This window comes from Methanocrinis sp., from assembly GCF_049974945.1.
In the GTDB taxonomy this organism is placed as follows: Archaea; Halobacteriota; Methanosarcinia; order Methanotrichales; family Methanotrichaceae; genus Methanocrinis.
This window is the reverse complement of sequence record NZ_JBNGCU010000041.1, coordinates 1-16,257: the sequence shown is the minus strand read 5'-3', so window position 1 is coordinate 16,257 and position 16,257 is coordinate 1. Positions and strand designations below refer to the sequence as shown.

Here is a 16,257-nt window from a genome sequence, read left to right as displayed (position 1 = left end):
AGATCGAGATGAACTTCCTCCCCGACGTCTACATCGAGTGCGAGGAGTGCAAGGGATCCCGCTACAACGCCGAGACCCTGGAGGTGAAGTACAGGGGGAGGTCCATCGCCGAGGTCCTGGAGATGACCGTCGAGGAGGCTCGTGATCATTTCGAGAACGTTCCCGCCATTCGAAAGAAGCTCGACACCCTCATCGGCGTAGGCCTCGGCTACATAAAGCTCGGCCAGAGCTCGACCACCCTCTCGGGGGGCGAGGCCCAGAGGATCAAGCTGACAAGAGAGCTCTCCAAGAGGGCGACCGGAAGGACGATTTATCTTCTGGACGAGCCTACGACGGGGCTTCACTTCGACGACGTCAAGAGGTTGATCGCGGTCCTGAACGACCTCGTCTCAAAGGGTAATACCGTCGTCGTCATCGAGCACAACCTGGACGTGATCAAGTCTGCAGACTACATCATCGACCTCGGCCCCGAGGGCGGAAACGCGGGCGGAAGAATCGTCGCCGAGGGGACACCGGAGGAGGTGGCAAAGGTCTCGGAGAGCGCCACCGGAATGTTTCTGAGGGGAAAGCTCTCCGGGCGGGGCGAAGCTTCTGAGCTGGGGGCAGAAGGATGCCTTCGGAACCTTCGGTCGCCTTCAACCGTCTGATCGAGTAACAGCTTGAAGGAAATGAAGATTGGACAGAGGGCGATAGGTCTCGATCGTCTTTTGACGGCGTCGGGGAGCGCCTACTTTTTAAGCTTTGAGCACGAAAAATAGTTGGGGGTTTTGAAGATGAGATCAAAATTGTTTTTAGTCCTAGTCCTCGCCGTCGCCCTTCTATGCTTCGGCGGAGCGTGCCTGGAGGATCAGCAGGAAATGACCGGTTCTGCCGCCGATACCGCCTCCGATACCGCTCTCGGATCGACCTCGCCGGCCGCAGAGGCCAGCCCTGCCAGCGTCGCCGGGAGCTGGAGCCTGATTCTTATGGACGCCGCCAGCGGACGGGTTCGCTCGGTGAACCTCGAGATGAGCCAGATCGATGAGGTAGTCTTCGGCCGCGGCAGCACCAGCGAGGAAGATGAGGGAGAGTTCGATGAGGAAGACGAGGCGAGGCCGACCGAAGACCGAGGAATCGAGTCGATGATATGGTGGCTCGAACAGGAGCCAGAGCCCATACGCCAGACGCTGGAGGCCCGGAGCCTATCGATTGGAGCCAGCGGGCGGGTCAGCGGCACGAGCTTGAGCCTCGATCTCGTCTTCCTGGATGATAACGTCCTTTACAGCCTAGACCTCGCGGTCGTCGGAGGCTCCATCTCCGGAAGCTACCTGGCCTACGACTCCCTGGGCAGGGTTCGTTCCGGGAGCTGTTACGGAACCGTCCGGGCGGGAGGCGGCCAGTCGGCCGTCCCCCTCGGCTCCAGGCCCGAGGTCATCTCCCTGGGCGGGATGAGGTCCAGGTGAGATATCGAATTCGAAAATTTTTTACCTCGCGGGATTGCGAAGGGCAGAGCGGGAAGGCCCCTCCCTTTAGGGAGGGGAGCATTCACCCCTGGGCGTGCATCAGAGATATTATCAGGTCGTGAACCTCCTCGGGATGGCCGACCCCCTCCAGGAGGTGGTGGGACCTTCCCCTCGGCGTCGATACGGTCTTGCCGCCTCCGGCGCCCACCATCGCCCTCTTCCCCACGGCTGCGCCTGCGAGGCTGAAGTCGTCGCCGAGGCCGAGGCCCGAGGCGGTGATGGGGATGATCGTTCCGAAGTTGAATATCTTGCCGGGGAAAGACTGCTCCACCACCAGGTCGTTTATGTTCTTGTAGAGGAGGGTCCTCCGGTGGACCCCCAGATGGCCCGACTCCATTATCAGCCTCCAGTTGGTTATGTAGTACCGGTGAGACCTGCGGTGTCCCTCCGTCCCCAGGATCCCCAGGAGGCCGAAGGCGGTCAGGATGTGGTTTTGGTCGGAAAGCCAGAGAAGGCCCCACGTCTCCAGAAAAGAGGTGTACTCCGACTGGCCAGGAAGGCCGAAGGCGAGAAGGGCCGGGACCGCCAGGGCGGCGAGCCACCTCCAGTTGATCCGAAAGAGGGCGATCAGGACCGCCGGCACGAGGATGGAGAGCCACCAGACGACCCGGGCCGAGGTCTCGGGGCCCATCTCCAGGACCTCGATCCCGGGATCGGTGGAGAAGTAGATCCCCACCAGGGCTAGGTAGCTCCAGATCCCGTAGAGCCGGTAGAAGGCCAGAGGGTGTGGCCGGAGGGCCCTGATCAGATCTTCGCCTTTCTGGAGCTTGGGTGACACGCTACACCGGTGGGGGGCTGATCGGATAAATAACCCTTCTGCCATTGACCGAAAGGTTCAAAAACAGGAAGGACGTGGGAGGCAATCGCACCTTTTCGTGCCTCGGTGGCTTAGCTGGCATAGCGCGTCCTTGGTAAGGACGAGGCCGTGGGTTCAAATCCCACCCGAGGCTTGATATTTCTCTTTGGGGTCATAATGTTATTTTTTTATCCTTTGAGCTGCCCTCTTATCGCGGCCTCTGCTGACAGGCCGAATTCAAGGGACTGATCTGACGGGTTTTGCTTAATGTGATTATATCTAGCCGATTACGGTCTTTCGAGCTGATTACGGCCCCTTGGGGAACAAAATCTTTAAATATTAGGTAACCGACTATTACTAACTATAGGTTAGTATCAGGCAGTCATCTGTGCAAAAGGGATGGTATTGAGATGGGCGCTGAGGTGCCTCACCGCCGATCCCGAAACAGCACCTTATGACTTCAGATAGCAGAGAAAGGGATAGGTTGAAATAAAAAGATATTGATATTGTATGAGGATTGATATGGCAGAGGAGTACACGCTAAAGGTGGGCGAAGCCCGTCCTTCCGATGTAGGAAGAGGAATCGCGAGGGTCGATCAGGCCGTCCTCTACAACGCCGGGTGGCAGGCGGGAGACGTCCTTTCCATCACCGGCAAGAAGAAGACCGCAGCCCTTCTTCTCCCCGGATATCCCGAAGATACGGGGACGGGGATCGTACGGCTGGATGGGAACATCAGGCGGAACGCCGGGGTGAGCATAGACGATAGGGTTCCGGTGAAGGTCATCAAGTCTTCTCCCGCGGGAAAGGTGGTATTCGCTCCCACGGTCCCCCTGCGGATCACCGGTGGCGAGGAGTACCTCCGCCGGTACTTGGACGGGAGGGTCCTCACCCGTGGAGACGTCATCGAGATCAGCGTCATGGGCAGGAAGATCGAGCTCGTGGCCACCAAGATCTCTCCAGCCGCCGACGCCGTGATCATAGGCGACAGGACGGGGATCGAGATCAGCGAGAAGCCGGCGAAAGAGGAGAGGGCGATCCCGCGGATCACCTACGAGGATATAGGCGGCCTCGGACCCGAGATCAAGAAGATCAGGGAGATGATCGAGCTTCCCATGAAGCATCCCGAGCTCTTCGAGCGGCTGGGGGTCGAGGCACCCAAGGGCGTCCTCCTTCACGGCCCGCCGGGGACGGGAAAGACCCTCCTAGCGAAGGCCCTGGCCTCGGAGACGAACTCTCACTTCCAGACCCTGAGCGGCCCAGAGATCATGTCCAAGTACTACGGCGAGTCTGAGCAGAGGCTCCGGGAGATCTTCGAGGAGGCCGAAGAAGAGGCTCCTTCGATCATATTCATCGACGAGATCGACTCGATCGCCCCCAAGAGAGAGGAGGTGACCGGCGAGGTCGAGAGGAGGGTCGTGGCCCAGCTTCTGGCGGTGATGGACGGCCTGGAGTCCAGGGGCAAGGTGGTGGTGATAGGAGCCACCAACAGGCCCGACGCCCTGGACCAGGCCCTGCGAAGGCCGGGCAGGTTCGACCGGGAGATCGAGATCGGTGTTCCCAACCGAGAGGCCAGGCTCGAGGTCCTCCAGATTCACGCCCGGGGGATGCCCCTCGATGAGGACGTGGACCTGGAGAAGCTCGCCGACATCACCCACGGCTTCGTCGGAGCCGACATCGCGGCCCTCGCGAGAGAGGCCGGGATGAGGGCTCTGCGCAGGATCGTCCCGGAGCTGGACCTGGAGGTGGAGAGCATACCCGCCGAGGTCCTGAACAAGATCGAGGTCGTCAACGAGGACTTCGTCGACGCCCTCCGGGAGCTGGAGCCCTCCGCCATGCGCGAGGTTCTGGTGGAGTCGCCGAACGTCCGCTGGGACGACATCGGCGGCTTAAAAGATGTGAAGCAGGAGCTGATGGAGTCGGTGGAGTGGCCTCTCGCCTACCCCAAGCTCTTCAGCCACATGGCCGCGACCCCTCCCAAGGGGATCATGCTCTACGGTCCCCCGGGAACGGGAAAGACCCTGATGGCCAAGGCCGTGGCCACGGAGAGCCAGGCCAACTTCATCTCGGTGAAGGGGCCCGAGTTCCTCTCCAAGTGGGTCGGCGAGTCGGAGCGGGCGGTGAGGGACATCTTCAGGAAGGCGAGGCAAGCGGCGCCCACCGTCCTCTTCTTCGACGAGATGGACTCGATCGCGCCCGCGAGAGGCAGCGGCTCCAGCGACTCTCACGTCACCGAGAGGATGATCAGCCAGATCCTCTCCGAGATGGACGGTCTGGAGTCGCTCCACAACGTCATCGTCATCGCCGCCACCAACCGGCCCGACATCATCGATCCGGCCCTCCTGCGGCCCGGAAGGTTCGACCGGATGGTCGAGATCGGTATGCCCGACCAGGAAGCGAGGCTGGATATCCTCAAGATTCACACCGAGAGGAGGCCCCTGGCCGAAGACGTCGACCTCGCGGCCATATCGAAGCGGACCGACGGCTACTCCGGCGCCGACCTGGCCGCGGTCTGCAACGAGGCGGTGATGCTGGCGATAAGAGAGTACGTCCTGGCCGGAAAGCCCCAGGAGGACGAGGAGATCGCCAAGTACAAGATCGAGGGCAAGCACTTTGAGGAGGCCCTCAAGAAGGTGATGCCGAGCAGGAAGGAGAAGGAGAGCTACAGCAAGTTCGCCGAGATCGCCTGAGGCGGAAGATGGGGCCGGTTCGAGGACTGGCCCCCTCGTTTTCCCTCTCTTTTCCCTTTTGTTCTTTTGCCGATTCTATATCTCGCCGTTTCTACAAAGATTTCTACTCGCGTTCGTGACTACGGCATCGACTGAAGCGATTAAGCGTGCTTTGGTCCCTAGTTACGTGATTCTTTGTTGATTCAGCTCATTTGAGTCCAGTAACGTTCTCGCATCTTCCGCTGAAATATTAGGCCAAATTTACTTTTATCGAATACCCCGCAGCTCTGCTGCGGGGATGAGCAAATAACCAACAAGCAATTGCTGTGTTCGCATGTTTTGGAGCAATGTCATGAGGTTAAATAGTTCAACATGTTTGCCCATCAATCCTATTCACCGAAACTCCAAGGCGGCGGCGCGGAGCATGCCCCGCAGCTTGCTGCGGTGTGCGCCGCCGCCAGTTTGACTAATATAGATTACTAAACCAATGGAAAAAAGTATGGATCATATTTTATATATCTGATCTATCCTACTGCATCCGAAGGATAGATGAAGGCCATGTTCATCAAAACAGTCCTCTAAAATAAGCTCGAATCCAGCTTACAAGATCCCTTGATTGGTTTATAAGTGTGATCAATATTGTTAACACGGTTAACCAAATAGCTATTGATTGCCATGACAAAATAGAATATCCTAAATGATCCTTTTCATACCACGTATTTACATGAACTTTAAGTTCATTTTTATCTAAATACCACTTATCTAAGTAGTTATAATAGTGGCTTATAGTAATGACATAGTCGCCTGCTGGTGCGTTATCGGCAATTGTAAAATTAATAGAGAAAGCTGGACGGCTTTCGTAATTCACCTCTCCTATCAAGATAGGTATCTGCTCCTCTAAAGGTCTATCATTTCTAATATATCTTTTATAACACTCAGGATTTAGTCTTAACCGGTAGCGTGGTTCTTTAGTTTCAGTTTTACTTTGTTTAATATGGCCGTCATCTGTTACATCAGACATATAAGTATATGATATATTCTTATCCTTGATGAGTAATTCAGAGGGAACTGTTACAGATATTTCAGAATGACTAACGTCACCTGCACCCGATATATAAAACTTAACGTCGAAATCATCCCCTCCATTAACATCCGGACAGGCAGCATCGATAATAAGGCAATAAGCAGGAATTCCTTTGTACCGAACAAGAGGATCGCCTACTTCTTCTGCGATAGCAGGAAGTACCAATGCCACCAGAACCAACAGGGGTAAAATCTGCTTAAATCTCGTCGTAGTCACCATCTGGTGAAGGAGACTGCCACGAAATACGAAAAGGTTTTCGGTAAATCACCGAAGCCTCAGCGCATCTGCCTTCAGCTTCGGAGACTTCGCGGTGGCAGCCTCTCGGATCATCTTTCGAGGTGATCGACGTATTTTGGCTACATCTCTAAGTCCACCCCGTCTTTGCCCATCTATTCTCTCCACCCATCCTTCACTGAGCTGTGTTCTTATGTAACTTGAGGAAAAGATTTAACTGGCCGGGTTACATAAGAAGCACCCTTGATCCCCAAATACATCCTGGACGAGCTGGCCGAGGAGGACCTTTCCTCCCTCGTCGAGATCAGAGATTATCTCGATCGGCTGATAATAGACCGCGAAGAATCTCCTGATGGGAGCGCCCAAGAAGCCGAGACCGGCGAGAGGAGACCCTCCTCGGTCACCTACCGGCAGGAGTGGGTATATTGCGGCAAGGACTGCAAGACGTGTCCTCACGGACCCTACTGGTACTGCTACTGGAAGGAGGACGGAAAAACCAGGACCAGGTACATAGGAAAAGTTCTAAAAGAGGTGGAGCTTTGAAGAGAAGCATTATCGTTCTGGCGCTGGCCCTATCGGCGTCCTTTTTATGCGGCTGCATATCCGACGACGAGCAGGCTTCTCCGGAGGAGACGGCCGCTGTCAGCGTCGTTGCATCCATCGTTCCCCTGGGCACCTTCTCGGAGATGGTGGGAGGGGACCGGGTGAGGGTCACGGTCCTGGTCCCGCCGGGGACGAGCCCCCACACCTTCGAGCCGTCGCCCTCCCAGCTGATGGAGGTGGAGGATGCCGACCTCTACGTCAAGAACGGAGCGGGCCTGGAGATCTGGATGGAGAGGATAATTCGGGCCAACCAGGAGATGCTGATCGTCGACTCCTCCACGGGGATAGATCTGATCGAGGCGGCCGACTCCGGCGACCTGGCCGCGGATCATCAAGGCCGCAAGGTCCACCAGAAGATTCTGACCGCCGACCCCCACATCTGGCTCTCGCCAAAGAACGCCATGATCATCGTCGAGGAGATCTGTCAGGGGCTGATCGAGGTCGATCCCGAGAACGCCGAGTTTTATCGAAATAACAGGGATGACTATCTGGAAAGGCTCAGAGAGCTCGACTCTGATCTGGACACCACCCTCTCGGAAGCTGTTGGAAAAGAGTTCATCGTCCTCCACCCTTCCTGGAGCTACTTCGCCCGGGACTACGGCCTGGTCCAGGTTGCCATCCTGGAGAGCGAGAAGGAGCCGGGCCCGAGGTACCTGGCAGAGATCGTGGACGTCGCCCGGGAGAAGAAGATCAGCACCATATTCGTCGATCCGAACTTCAACCCCAAGTCTGCGGAGATCATCGCCGAAGAGATCGAGGGGAGGGTTGTTCCCCTAGACCCCCTCGCCGAAGACTACATAGCGAACATGAGGATCGTCGGCCAGAAGATCGCCTCAAGCCTGGAAGGCTGAAATGAGATCTGAAAAAAAGCAGCCAGCACGAAAGCCAGCAGGGAGCCAGCAGAGATGACCGGACCCCATCCCGTATCCATCGAGAACCTCTGGGTCAAGCTGGACGGCAGAAACGTCCTGGAGGAAGTGAACATGGTGGTCGAGGAGGGAGACTTCCTGGGGCTGATAGGTCCCAACGGTGGAGGAAAGACGACCCTCCTCAAGGCGATCCTCGGGCTGGTAAAGCCATTTCGCGGAAAGGTCCTCGTCTACGGGATGAGCCCCAAGGCCGCTCGAAAGCGGGTCGGCTACCTTCCCCAAAAGAGCCTCTTCGACCAGGACTTTCCGATCAGCGCCCTGGAGGCAGTGATGATGGGCCGCTATGGGAGAAAAGGGCTCTTCGGCCGCTACTCCACAGAAGATAAGGATGCGGCCCTCTCTGCCCTCTCGGCGGTGAGGATGGAGGAGCTTGCGAATAGAGAGATCGGAGCTCTATCTGGGGGCCAGCAGCAGAGGGTCTTCGTCGCGAGAGCCCTGGTCTCAGAGCCAGACCTCCTCCTTCTGGACGAGCCCGCCGCAGGGATAGACAGCTCACGGCAGCGGGAGTTCTACGAGCTTCTCGGTGATCTCAACGAGAAGATGACTATAATCATGGTCTCCCATGACATCAGCGCCGTATCGACCTACGTCAAGAAGATCGCCTGCGTCAATCGAAAGCTCTACTACCACAGCTCAAAGGAGCTTTTCGCCGAGGAGATCGAGGAGGCCTACGAGTGCCCTGTGGAGATGATCGCCCACGGCATCCCCCACAGGGTTCTGAGGGAGCACGACTGACGATGATCGAGATATTCACGTACGAGTTCATGCAGAGGGCACTTCTCGCCGGCATCATAGCCTCGGTCCTCTGCGGCGTGATCGGGGTTTACGTCATCCTCAACAGGATCGTCTTCATCGGCGGGGGTATAGCCCACACCGCCTTCGGCGGGATCGGCCTCGGCTACCTTGTGGGTAGAGACCCCCTGATATTTGCGGTCCTCTTCTCGGTGGCTGCAGCCCTGGGTATAGGGGCGATCAGCGACAAATCGAGGGTCTCAGAGGATACTGCCATCGGTGTATTCTGGGCTGCGGGGATGTCTCTGGGGATAGTCTTTGTGAGCGTGAGCCACGGATACGCCCCAGACCTCTTCGACTACCTCTTCGGGAACATCCTCGCCGTCTCCTGGAGCGACCTTCTGCTGATATCGGTCCTGACCCTGGCCATGCTCCTCCTGGTGGCCCTCCTCTACCAGGACCTCTTGATACTATCCTTCGACCCGGGCTACGGAGAGGCGGTGGGCCTTCCCGTGAGGGAGCTCCATCTCCTCCTTTTATGCATGGTGGCCCTCAGCGTCGTGGTCCTGATAAAGATCGTGGGCATAATCCTGGTGATAGCCCTTCTCACCATCCCCGGAGCCATAGTAAGACAGCACTCGCAGAGCCTCAAGAGGATCATGGCCCTCGCCGTCCTCCTCGGCGCGTCCTTCGTCCTCGCTGGCCTGACCATATCCTACCAGCTGAACATCCCCTCGGGTGCGACGATAATTCTGGCCGCGTCAGGGACCTTCTTTTTGAGCACCCTTCTGGCACGATGAGATCGGAGGACGTCGATCTTGAGAGTACTTGTACAACAAACTTATAGGCGAGGGGCGCCAAAAGGGCGGATCGAGATGCGCCACCATCAGATCTGCTCCCTCCTTTCGTCCATCCTAATCTTACTTCTGGCCCCCTCTCTCGCCAGCCCGCTGGAGGCAGCTCCTTCCCCCGGTGAGATCCAGTTCACCGGCGACCACTACAAGGTCGAGGGGGGGGCCAAGATCGACGTCTCGGTCGTCAATCCCGTCTTCGCCCCCGGGACCCAGAGCACCATCAGGCTGATCCTGGCCAACGACGGCGCTGTAGAGGGGCTCGTTCCCGGGCTCGTCCCCCCGGGCTTCGAAGAAGAGGCCGCCCAGGAGATGGTGGCGGAGTTCGGCTGTCTGGAAGCATCGAAACTGAGGGCCGATCTCCGATCCGACGGATCGGTCGAGGTCCTCTCTGGACCGGTCCATCTCGACGCTCTGGGGCCGGGGGAGACGGCGGTTCTCGAGTTCGACCTGGGGATTGAAGACGACGCCGAGGGCCCGATCCTCCTCAGCCTCGACCTCGAATACGAGCAACAGATCGACGTCAGCTTCAGCGGCGGAACGCCAACGCCCCTCTACCTCCCTTCGAGCCTCCAGCTGGACCTCATCATATCGGTAGAGGGCGAACCTCCCGCCCTGGAGCTGATGGGGGCGCGATCCAGCCTCTCCCCCGGCGAGGAGGGGTCGGTCACCCTCATCGTCGGCAACGCTGGGGAGAGGGATGCCGCGAACTGCACCGCCCGTCTGGTGGCGGCGTCGCCCTTCAACCCCCTCGGTGGGAGGTCTCATCTCGGCGACATACCGCCAGGGGGGGTAGCCGTCGCCCGATTCGATCTGTTGGTGGAGGAGTCGGCCAGGGCCCAGGAGTACAGACTAGGCTGCGAGATAAGCCACGACGGAGGCGTGGAATCTCTCTCCGTCCCTCTGACGGTGGCCTCTTCCGAGGGGGCGCGCCTTTTGGAGATCTCCATCCTCGGGGTCCTTCTAGGAGGCGCAGCCCTGGCGGCGATCTGGCTGTGGCGCAGAAGGGGAAAGAGGCCGCCTCGCAGGCATAGCCTTCTGCCCCGGAGATAGCCTTGCGACCTCTCGATCGCCGTCAGAGCGTCGGCCTCCCTCAAACCGCCATTGATATCTTCAACCTCCACCTTTACCGAGACCTATGCCGGCGGTGCGAGCCGATAAGATCTGCAAGAGCTTTAGGGGGCTCTTCGCAAAGAAGGAGGTACTTCACCAGGTCTCTCTATCGATCGAGATGGGCGAGGTCTTCGGCATCCTCGGCCCCAACGGGGCAGGAAAGACTACTCTAGTGTCGATCTTCTCCACCCTGATCCGTCCCGATTGTGGCAGCCTCGAGATTCTGGGAAGAGACGCCATGAAGAAGACCCACGCCATCAGGGAGAGGATCAACATCAGCAGCGGAAACCCGAACTTTCCCTGGAGCCTCACCGTCAGGGAGAACCTGAACCATTCGGCGATGCTCTACGGCCTCTACGGTCGGGATCTCAGGAGGGCCGTCGACGAGGCGGTCTCGGCCTTCGAGCTCGAGCCTCACGCCGACTCGAAGTTCGAGACCCTCTCTACAGGCACCAAGCAGAGGGTATCCCTGGCAAAGTCGATCCTGAACCGGCCCGAGATCCTCTTTCTCGACGAGCCGACCTCGGGCCTAGACCCGGATATGGCGATGAAGACGAGGTCCCTCATCAAGAAGATCTACCAAGAGCAGGAGATCACCGTCGTCCTCACCACCCATTACATGCCCGAGGCCGAGGAGCTCTGCGATCGGATCGCCTTCCTCCGGGAGGGGAGGCTGATCGCCCTGGGATCTCCCGGAGAGCTGAAGAGGGCTCTGAAGATCGGAGATAGGATCTTCGTCGAGTACGAAGGAGAGCTCGACCCGACGATGCTGCGCATAATCCCGGGGGTGATGGAGGTCAGGCCGTCTCCCGGCAGGGTGGAGATCGTCTTCGACCGCTCCGAGAGGGCCGTCAGCAGGATAATAAAGGCCTTTGAGGGGGCAGATATACTGGACATAGGCGTAGATCAACCCGATCTGGAGGATGTCTTCCTTGAGCTGGCGAGGTGAGCTGAACAAGTTCCTCTCCGCGACCTACAAGAACTGGATCATATCCAAGCGGAACGTATTTACCGTCTTCGAGCTGGTCTTCTGGCCCTTCATCGGCCTCCTCTCCATCGGCCTGCTCACTCGGTTTCTGGAGGTGGCTGGCGATATGGTGGCCTTCGTCCTGGTGGGAGCGATCGCCCTCAGCATCCTTCAGATCAGCCAGATCGACGTCGCCTACATCCTCCTCTTCGACCTCTGGTCCAAGAGCATCAAGCAGACCTTCGTGGCCCCGGTCCGGGGCTACCACCTGGTCTTGGGGTCGATGCTCTTCGGCGTCGCCAGGGGCTCGATGGTCTTTCTGATTCTGGCCCTGGCCAGCTCCCGCTTCTTCGGGTTCGACTTTCTCGCAGGAGGCCTGATCACAGTCCTCGTCTTCCTCGCTGGGACCTTCATCACCGCAGCGTCGATCGGGATGGCGGTCTGCATATCGATACTCCTCTTCGGCCAGAGGGCGGACGTGGCCGCCTGGAGCCTCAGCGGGATTATGATGCTGGTGAGCGGGGTCTACTACCCCGTGGAGATCCTCCCCGGACCCCTCCAGCTCCTATCGAGGTCGATGCCTCTGACCTACTTTCTCGAGTACTATCGGTCGGCCTACGGCTATGGATCTCACCAGGTCTTCCTGGGAATGGGGCTCGCCCTCCTCTACTTTGCGGCGAGCCTCTTGATCCTGAACCTGGCCATCGAAAGGGCGAGGACGACCGGCATGATGCTGAGGCTCTCGGAGTGAGTGCCGATCCCTGGAATAACGTTTTAAAGTCGACCATTCTTATTCAGTGGGGCGATGAACTTGACCATCGAGGGCTTGATCGGCAATATCAGATTGGGGGACCTCCATCCCGTCCGGGTGATGGGGGTGATCAACCTCAGCCGCGAGTCGTTCTACGAAGAGTCTTTCGCGGGACAGGACGCAGTTCTTGAGCGCGCCCTCTCCTCCGTGAGAGAGGGTGCAAAGATCCTCGACTTGGGCGCCGTCTCCACGGCGCCGGGATCGCCAGATATCCCCGAAGATGAAGAGCGAAGGAGGCTATTTCCGGCCCTTGAGATGGTTCTGGACGACCTCGCAGGGGAGGTCGTCGTCTCCGTAGATACCCAGAGGGCGAAGGTCGCCGATGAGGCACTGTCGATGGGCGCAGCTTGCATAAACGACGTCTCAGGTCTTCTGGACCCGGATATGGCCCCGACCGTCGCCGATCACGACGGCTCTCTTATAATAATGGCTTCAAAAGAGAGGCCCGGCGACCTCCTCGAAATGAGGGAGATCGTGGCGTCTCTTGGCAATCGGTTGAAGGATGCCGGCAAAGCTGGCGTCTCCACTGAGAAGGTGACCGTCGATCCGGGGATCGGCCACTGGACGCCGCCCAAGGGGCCAGGGCACGACCTGGGCATCCTGGACGGCCTCTCTCGTCTTCGGGTGCTGAATCGGCCAGTGATGGCTGCCGTCTCCAGGAAGTCCTTCATCGGGGCGATCCTGAAGAGGCCGGACCCGGCCGAGAGGCTCCAGGGGTCTCTTGCCGCCACCGCCGTCGCCGTCTACAACGGGGCTCATCTCGTCAGGACCCATGACGTCTCCGGCTCCATGGAGACGATCAGGATGGCTGAGGCGATCCGGGGCCGTCCCCCCATCTCCGGGTCGGACGGCGGGATCGAGGTGGAGGTCTTCGACCATTCGGGCCATCCTCAGGACCTGCTCTGGGCCTTCGCCCGGCTGGGGGTCGGAGAGGCTGGGGCGAGAGCCCTCGGCCTCAAGGGCTCTTTTCAGGCCCTCTCCATTCGGGGCGTCACCTCCCCGGAGGCAACGGTGATCAAGCAGGAGATGCTGGCCCGGGGCGGAGACGCCGCGATCCCCATGGGCGCCCTTCGGTGTGATCCTGGCGATATGGAGGTTCTGGTCCTGGGGACCGCCGCTCAGGTCCGGGGCCTGGTCAAAAATCTCAAGGGTCAGCCCTTCAACCTACCTACAGTGGCCGGAGCCATCGAAGAGGCACTGGAGAAGCTGGATGATCCGAAACGATATTGGTGAGGCCTTTGGAAGTTCTGGGAATAAAGACGGATCTGGTTAAACCGGGAGACGACCTGGTGGCGGCCCTTCTGCTGGGGATGAAAAAAGAAGGCTTCGGCCTTGCTGACGGCGACGTCCTGGTGATCGCGGAAAGCGTCGTCGCCACCGCCGAGGGCGGGGTTGTGGAGCTCTCAGGAGTGATCCCAGGGACCCGCGCCCGAGAGCTGGCGGATAAGTACAGAAAAGATCCGCGGGAGATGGAGCTTGTCATCAGCTCCTCCGATCGGATCATGGGCGGGATCCCCGGCGTCGTCCTGACGATCAAGGACGGCTTTCTCTACCCCAACGCCGGGATCGATCACTCCAACGCCCCGCCGGGCTCCGTCGTCTTGTTCCCGAAGGAGCCCCAGAGGTCCGCAGCCGTCATAAGAAGGCGGCTGGAGGAGGCGACGGGAAAGAGAATCGGTGTGATCATCGGCGACAGCCGGACCCATCCCCTGCGCCTCGGATGCGTCGGCGTCGCCCTGGCCTGCGACGGCATCGTCCCGGTGGAGGATGCGCGGGGGCAGAGGGACCTCTACGGAAGACCCCTGGAGGTGACCAGGAAGGCCGTCGCCGACAACCTCGTCTCCGCGGCGGAGGTGGTCATGGGGGAGGGGGACGAGGGCGTTCCCGCCGTGATCATCCGGGGGGCCCCCGTGAAGTTCACGGGTGACGGCGAGAAGATGAATATCCCGAGCATCGCCCCCGAGGAGTGCATGTACATCGGCTCGCTGCGGTGCGGCCCCCACCCCTACCAGGGCGGCTACGACCGGCTGATCGAGGAGGCGACGAAGGCCAGGGACCGATCTTACGCACCCTACTCGGGCTTCCGGGTGGGGGCGGCCCTCCTCACCAAACGAGGCAACGTCTACTCCGCCGCCAACCTCGAGAACGCCTCTTCCGGCGCTGCCATCTGCGCGGAGAGGGCGGCGATCGCGAAGGCCGTATCCGAGGGAGAGATGGAGTTTGAGGCGCTGGCGGTGGTGGCGGAGTGCGAGGAGCCGGTCGCTCCCTGCGGGATATGCAGGCAGACCCTGCTGGAGTTCGGGGAGGAGATCAAGGTGATCATGGCCAACGCTCGAGGGGAGGCCGAGATCGCCACCATCGAGGAGCTGCTCCCGCGGGGGTTTACGGGAAGGAGTTTTGGGTTTGATGCATGAAGACCCAGATGATATCATGAACAGATTTTTGAAGGTGGGTTATGGTTCAGCTGGCCAAAACAGTGCTCAGAAACTCTGCGTATAACTTCCTGGGAGTTTTTGCAACCACCTTCGGTGGATTGATATTTTCGGTGATACTGGCCAGAATGCTCGGCTCGGAGCTTTTCGGATTGTATCACCTTGCCTTATCAGTGGGCCTTTTTTTCCTGACCTTCACGACTCTGGGGTTACATAGCGTCTTGATCAGATATGTCTCAGATGCACTGGGCAGAAAGGACGAGGATCTCGCCCGCGGATACATAAGATATATAACTAAAATAAAAGTAGTGTTAACTATTTTTACCACTTTGATTCTCTTACTCTTGGCTAAACCTCTGGCATTGTACTTTTTTCATAAGCCAGAGGTTTATTTGCCGCTAATATTTATAGCAATATATATCCTCTTTCAATCGTCTTTGGATTTTGTAGCCTCTTTATCAATTTCTGTCCAAAGATTCGACTTCATGACTGCCAGGTACATCAGCTATGAAGTTGCAAGGATAATTATCATACCTTCCCTCATATTTCTCGGCTTTGGCATTTATGGTGCTCTAGCTGGCCTGATAATCTCCGTTCTGCTTGCCCTTGTAGTGGCTGTGATTCTAATATGTAAAGATTATACTTTTTTATTTAAGGGTGCTGCGCTGGAGGTGGACAGGCCAAGGGTGCTGAGGTTCCTAAGCTATTTGACCTTGGGATCTGTTTCTGGTGTGATCTTCACGTATATAGACAGCATAATGCTGGGTATGTTCATGCCAGTCGAGAGCGTTGGATTTTACAGGATCGCGATAAGCATAATTTTTGCAATTCTCTCTCTCGTCTCCATCTCTCAGGTACTTTTTCCGACTTTTACTCAGTTGCAGGATGCTGAGGTGAGAGACGCTTTCAATAAATTATTCAGATACTCGTCTATGCTCTCATTTCCCTCGGCATTAGGACTCATATTCTTATCGGAACCTCTGATTAGAATGGTTTACGGGAGCGAATATTTACCGGCAGTTCTTCCCACTCGCATACTGGCACTTTTGATAATTATATTTCCTTTCAGCTATTTCGGTACCCTCTTTAACGCCAGAGAGATGCCAGAGTATCCAGCAAAGCTCGTCGTCGTTTCCTCTAGCATAAATATAATACTTAATTACGTTCTAATATTGGAATACGGCATTATGGGCGCGGCAATAGCAACATTAATATCGAGATGCTTCAACAGCATCGGTCTGGGATATTTGTCTGGGCGGGTCTTCGGCATCTATCCTGTATGGAATGTGATGTATAAACCGCTGATCTCCTCCATGGCGATGTATCTCCTGATCTCCTTGCTCCCAGGTCCCTCTGGAATCGTGTCGATGTTGGGATTGGTCGCCCTCGGGGCGGCCGTTTACGTGCTAGTGATGTACGCTATAAAGGGTGCCGATAAAGATGATCTGATCTACTTGAGCCGGGCGACGGGACAGGAGAAACGGCTGGCCGGGCTCTTCAAGTTCTTGCGAATAAATATCAGGGAGATGGAGAAAT

At 57.8% G+C, this 16,257-nt stretch carries 14 protein-coding genes, 1 tRNA gene and 1 pseudogene; 14 read left to right on the top strand and 2 right to left on the bottom strand.

Translation table 11 applies throughout. The features are described 5' to 3' along the window. Both ACP5EL_RS05605 and ACP5EL_RS05600 read left to right on the top strand, forming a co-directional pair. Nucleotides 1-647: pseudogene (locus tag ACP5EL_RS05605) on the top strand (excinuclease ABC subunit UvrA); the annotation flags it as partial. A 126-nt stretch (nucleotides 648-773) separates the two neighbouring features. Then, the gene (locus tag ACP5EL_RS05600; RefSeq protein WP_428401505.1) at nucleotides 774-1,442 is read left to right on the top strand and encodes a hypothetical protein; all 669 of its coding nucleotides are present in this window, start codon (nucleotides 774-776) and stop codon (nucleotides 1,440-1,442) included. Nucleotides 1,443-1,524: 82 nt separating this feature from the next. Here ACP5EL_RS05600 and ACP5EL_RS05595 read toward each other — a convergent pair whose 3' ends face one another. After that, nucleotides 1,525-2,280 (bottom strand): PH domain-containing protein, encoded by a 756-nt coding sequence (locus ACP5EL_RS05595; protein ID WP_428401504.1) that lies wholly within the window; start codon nucleotides 2,278-2,280, stop codon nucleotides 1,525-1,527. 99 nt (nucleotides 2,281-2,379) lie between these two features. Between ACP5EL_RS05595 and ACP5EL_RS05590 the strand changes: the two genes are divergently transcribed. Together ACP5EL_RS05590 and ACP5EL_RS05585 are read left to right on the top strand one after the other, a co-directional pair. Further along, nucleotides 2,380-2,452: transfer RNA gene (locus ACP5EL_RS05590), tRNA-Thr, on the top strand. A 368-nt stretch (nucleotides 2,453-2,820) separates the two neighbouring features. After that, nucleotides 2,821-4,986, top strand: a complete 2,166-nt coding sequence (locus ACP5EL_RS05585) for a CDC48 family AAA ATPase (RefSeq protein WP_428401503.1) — start codon at nucleotides 2,821-2,823, stop codon at nucleotides 4,984-4,986. Between the two features lie 544 nt (nucleotides 4,987-5,530). Here ACP5EL_RS05585 and ACP5EL_RS05580 read toward each other — a convergent pair. Continuing rightward, complete coding sequence (locus ACP5EL_RS05580; protein WP_428401501.1) at nucleotides 5,531-6,268, bottom strand: hypothetical protein; 738 nt, start codon at nucleotides 6,266-6,268, stop codon at nucleotides 5,531-5,533. Between the two features lie 258 nt (nucleotides 6,269-6,526). Here ACP5EL_RS05580 and ACP5EL_RS05575 point away from each other — a divergent pair, with 258 nt between their 5' ends. From ACP5EL_RS05575 to ACP5EL_RS05530, 10 genes are all read left to right on the top strand, one after another. Then, nucleotides 6,527-6,826, top strand: a complete 300-nt coding sequence (locus ACP5EL_RS05575) for a hypothetical protein (protein ID WP_428401500.1) — start codon at nucleotides 6,527-6,529, stop codon at nucleotides 6,824-6,826. Next, a complete protein-coding gene (locus ACP5EL_RS05570; protein ID WP_428401499.1) occupies nucleotides 6,823-7,737 on the top strand; it encodes a metal ABC transporter solute-binding protein, Zn/Mn family in 915 nt (304 codons plus the stop codon). The genes ACP5EL_RS05575 and ACP5EL_RS05570 overlap by 4 nt, the downstream gene beginning before the upstream one ends. A 54-nt stretch (nucleotides 7,738-7,791) precedes the next feature. Further along, nucleotides 7,792-8,550, top strand: a complete 759-nt coding sequence (locus ACP5EL_RS05565) for a metal ABC transporter ATP-binding protein (RefSeq protein WP_428401498.1) — start codon at nucleotides 7,792-7,794, stop codon at nucleotides 8,548-8,550. 2 nt (nucleotides 8,551-8,552) lie between these two features. After that, complete coding sequence (locus tag ACP5EL_RS05560; RefSeq protein WP_428401497.1) at nucleotides 8,553-9,347, top strand: metal ABC transporter permease; 795 nt, start codon at nucleotides 8,553-8,555, stop codon at nucleotides 9,345-9,347. An 18-nt stretch (nucleotides 9,348-9,365) separates the two neighbouring features. Continuing rightward, a complete protein-coding gene (locus tag ACP5EL_RS05555; protein ID WP_428401496.1) occupies nucleotides 9,366-10,451 on the top strand; it encodes a COG1361 S-layer family protein in 1,086 nt (361 codons plus the stop codon). A gap of 85 nt (nucleotides 10,452-10,536) precedes the next feature. Beyond that, the gene (locus tag ACP5EL_RS05550) at nucleotides 10,537-11,460 is read left to right on the top strand and encodes an ATP-binding cassette domain-containing protein (protein ID WP_428401494.1); all 924 of its coding nucleotides are present in this window, start codon (nucleotides 10,537-10,539) and stop codon (nucleotides 11,458-11,460) included. After that, a complete protein-coding gene (locus ACP5EL_RS05545) occupies nucleotides 11,444-12,229 on the top strand; it encodes an ABC transporter permease (RefSeq protein ID WP_428401493.1) in 786 nt (261 codons plus the stop codon). Before ACP5EL_RS05550 ends, ACP5EL_RS05545 begins: the two co-directional genes overlap by 17 nt. Before the next feature lie 54 nt (nucleotides 12,230-12,283). Next, nucleotides 12,284-13,522, top strand: a complete 1,239-nt coding sequence (gene folP, locus ACP5EL_RS05540) for a dihydropteroate synthase (protein WP_428401492.1) — start codon at nucleotides 12,284-12,286, stop codon at nucleotides 13,520-13,522. 5 nt (nucleotides 13,523-13,527) lie between these two features. Beyond that, nucleotides 13,528-14,703 (top strand): coenzyme F420-0:L-glutamate ligase, encoded by a 1,176-nt coding sequence (gene cofE / locus ACP5EL_RS05535; RefSeq protein WP_428401491.1) that lies wholly within the window; start codon nucleotides 13,528-13,530, stop codon nucleotides 14,701-14,703. Nucleotides 14,704-14,744: 41 nt separating this feature from the next. Beyond that, a partial coding sequence (locus ACP5EL_RS05530) for a flippase (RefSeq protein WP_428401489.1) occupies nucleotides 14,745-16,257 on the top strand: 1,513 nt, incomplete at its 3' end.

Bases quoted from the DNA above. Each gene is read 5' to 3' on its own strand.
- ACP5EL_RS05560 (WP_428401497.1), top strand. From the start codon at position 8,553: ATGATCGAGATATTCACGTACGAGTTCATGCAGAGGGCACTTCTCGCC.
- ACP5EL_RS05580 (WP_428401501.1), bottom strand. From the start codon at position 6,268: ATGGTGACTACGACGAGATTTAAGCAGATTTTACCCCTGTTGGTTCTG.
- ACP5EL_RS05550 (WP_428401494.1), top strand. From the start codon at position 10,537: ATGCCGGCGGTGCGAGCCGATAAGATCTGCAAGAGCTTTAGGGGGCTC.
- ACP5EL_RS05600 (WP_428401505.1), top strand. From the start codon at position 774: ATGAGATCAAAATTGTTTTTAGTCCTAGTCCTCGCCGTCGCCCTTCTA.
- folP (WP_428401492.1), top strand. From the start codon at position 12,284: ATGAACTTGACCATCGAGGGCTTGATCGGCAATATCAGATTGGGGGAC.
- ACP5EL_RS05565 (WP_428401498.1), top strand. From the start codon at position 7,792: ATGACCGGACCCCATCCCGTATCCATCGAGAACCTCTGGGTCAAGCTG.
- ACP5EL_RS05585 (WP_428401503.1), top strand. From the start codon at position 2,821: ATGGCAGAGGAGTACACGCTAAAGGTGGGCGAAGCCCGTCCTTCCGAT.